3 protein-coding genes are annotated in these 2,610 nt (G+C 46.0%); 2 read left to right on the top strand and 1 reads right to left on the bottom strand.

The window, feature by feature from the left end; genetic code table 11:
• Together ORQ98_RS29245 and ORQ98_RS29240 are read left to right on the top strand one after the other, a co-directional pair.
• Positions 1 to 189: transposase (locus tag ORQ98_RS29245; RefSeq protein ID WP_425347735.1), on the top strand; the 189-nt coding region annotated here is incomplete at its 5' end.
• 529 nt (positions 190 to 718) lie between these two features.
• Positions 719 to 889 carry a hypothetical protein gene (locus ORQ98_RS29240; RefSeq protein ID WP_274692356.1) on the top strand — a complete coding sequence of 57 codons (171 nt, stop codon included), beginning with the start codon at positions 719 to 721 and terminating at the stop codon, positions 887 to 889.
• A 537-nt stretch (positions 890 to 1,426) separates the two neighbouring features.
• On the opposite strand, the gene ORQ98_RS29235 is transcribed toward ORQ98_RS29240, so the two are convergent.
• The gene (locus ORQ98_RS29235; protein ID WP_274692355.1) at positions 1,427 to 1,702 is read right to left on the bottom strand and encodes a hypothetical protein; all 276 of its coding nucleotides are present in this window, start codon (positions 1,700 to 1,702) and stop codon (positions 1,427 to 1,429) included.
• Between the last annotated feature and the right edge of the window lie 908 nt (positions 1,703 to 2,610).

Genomic DNA, 2,610 nt, shown 5'->3' with positions numbered 1-2,610 from the left:
GTTATCGTTGATCAAGCTGCATGGCATACGACTCATCATCTAGAAATACCTGTGAATATCACGCTATTAAATTTACCCCCTGTTTCCCCAGAACTCAACCCAGTAGAGCGGATATGGGAAAAACTTAGAGAAGATTCACTGGCAAACCGTTGTTTTAAAAATTTCAATGATGCGGTAAACGACGAGTGACGTGGAATAAATTGTTACGTGGCCTTAAAGCTCTAGGTTTTCCATCTTCTTGGAAAACTGTATCGATGTTCTAGCTCACTGAATATGTGTGGGGACACTGATCTATCGGAAGCCGGATGCGGTAGTTCCGCAAGTCCGGTTTTGAGGAGGGTTCGGCTGGAGTGATCTAGCCGTTCTACTCACCCTGGACCCCTACTAGACTGAAATAAACAATAATGGGTAAAGAACCCCGCCGCCATAGAGAATACCCACCTGATACAGCAAACACAGAACCCTGCTGTGAGGTACGTGATACAAGGGAAATGCGAATAAGGCTGGAAAAATAAAGAAAAAAAACAAAATGACACACGACTCAAGAAGAACCATAAGGGAGCCAGTGGAGCAACCCTCGAAAAAGACGAGTACACAAACAATAGCGGCATCAGGAAGATCATCTATGGACTAACACGAAGGTAATAATCAAGGAATACACAACCTCCTAACAGGTATACGTACATATCATCGTGGGCTGACAGAGAAGTACATGACTATGGCATCGCGTGTACAATGGACAAATGTTTTACAACTGGAAATTGCAATAAAAAGTGTGCGGTTAGGCCACACTCGTCATTATCGAGGTTTCTTACATCGGTCGCCGGTAAAAAAGTTAGGGATGCCGTCGGAAAGTGTTCAGAAAAAATCAACCCTGCAAAACCTTTAGCGGAAATAAGTTGCCTTTAACACATAGGTACGTTCAGGGTGACGGGGATAAAGGTCGAGGGTAGCCGCGCATCTTCCTTTGGTTTTTTTGCGTGTTTAACTGTTCGGTGCCAATAACTTAACTGATTGACATATAAAGCTATGTGGCTAGCAATTATCTTTTTAACTTCGATCGGACCGTTGCGGTGCCTTGTCCCACTGACGCAAGATAATATCAAGGAGCCGTTTTAGTGACCATGATTGACACCTAATAGCGAAGAGACCGTTATGGAAAATTGAAATACTTAACAAAGAACCTGGGCTATTAGGCGCTGACCGACCATTAACGCCGAACTCTTTTTACATGGCCTTCCGAATGGACAATCCAGTAACCATGCGGTTTCGGAAACCGAATATCCGCTATTTCCAACCTTGGCTCAAGACTCCTTAATAACACCAATAACTGGCAACGGCATTGGACTGGAGACAACACGACAACTACGTTGACAAATACCGCTTCCAGTGACTCAACTTTGTTTCAGTTACGGTTGGGGGTAAGCTATTCGGGGCAGCTGCTTGGTGGATTTTCACGGTTGGCACATGGCTCTGCCCACCACCAATACTGGTTTTCGTCTTGCGCCCCCTGGCCGAACTTACTGACCCCGTAGTAGTAAAATTCAGCCATCAGCTGGCAAAGGCTGAGGTCGGTACGATCTTCGATATCCGTGTTAAGCCAGCTTGCTACACTACGAATAGTCCAATGCTGAAAGCGACCCCGTGAGTCCCACCATGAAGTTGAGTCCCTATTGAAGGTTTTTTCACATTCTCGTTTCATATTATCCCTGAAATCGAGATCACACTTGGACCGGTCGCGGGCATTTTGCTGGTAACACTCGTCGTGTATGTCGCAGGGTCCACACCCCCCGGTGATGGGGTGCCCAAACACCACACACTTACTTCCGCTGCACATAGGCGTGTTCCCCCCATCTAGCAAGCCTAATTTCTTTCCTATCTTCTCTAGCGCCGAGGGCACACTGCACCCATCGTAGTTATGCGTGAGGGGGCAAGGGGACCAGGTGTTTTCAGAGCCAAAGCAGGAACATTGAGTCCGGAAGTTGGGTTGGTCGTCGTTACGATTCTCGAGGAAGCGGTGGCACTTTGGTAGCCCTGAAGCCTCGCACTGGCTTTTAGAAGTGTAGCGGTCGCCCATTGTGTCTCTTTCCTTGGTTTAGGTGTCGGTAGTCACACTAATAAAGGGTGGATGCGGTACCGTGTAATGCTCATTATGTGCACAACACGGGATCCGTCGGTAAGCACAGTGTAGCTCAAACTGCTCAGTAGAGGAAACCAACACTTAGGTAAGCGACAATAGCATACCTAAGTTGTTGGATTAGTTATGACCAGAAAGAAGTAGACATATACTGACGAGTTATAAGCGGGTGCTGTAAAACGCGAAACTGATCGGCAGATATCACCCTATCTGGTTGCGCTCCCTTGAGGAACGACTGATAAAAGTATGTCCCGCTGGGTACAGGAATATAAGAGTATACCGACCCATATCTGATCTGACACAACCCGCTTTTTTCAGCACCCCAGTCATCCGTACAAAATAATTACCAAGGGACTTTGTCGTAATAGGCTAACAACGGCTGATAACATAAGCAACCTTGATACTTAGGAATTTTAAAGCTTAATTATACGACTACTGATTTATTAGTTAATAAAGCGAAAGAAAGACGATCA

The sequence above is a fragment of the Spartinivicinus poritis genome (assembly GCF_028858535.1).
Classification (GTDB): Bacteria; Pseudomonadota; Gammaproteobacteria; order Pseudomonadales; family Zooshikellaceae; genus Spartinivicinus; species Spartinivicinus poritis.
Note: the sequence above shows the minus strand (reverse complement) of the source record. Positions and strands in the feature narration are given on the sequence as shown.

What these genes read in the sequence shown, in the direction of transcription:
- ORQ98_RS29240 (WP_274692356.1), top strand. Translation starts at nt 719, where the DNA reads ATGGCATCGCGTGTACAATGGACAAATGTTTTACAACTGGAAATTGCA.
- ORQ98_RS29235 (WP_274692355.1), bottom strand. Translation starts at nt 1,702, where the DNA reads ATGAAACGAGAATGTGAAAAAACCTTCAATAGGGACTCAACTTCATGG.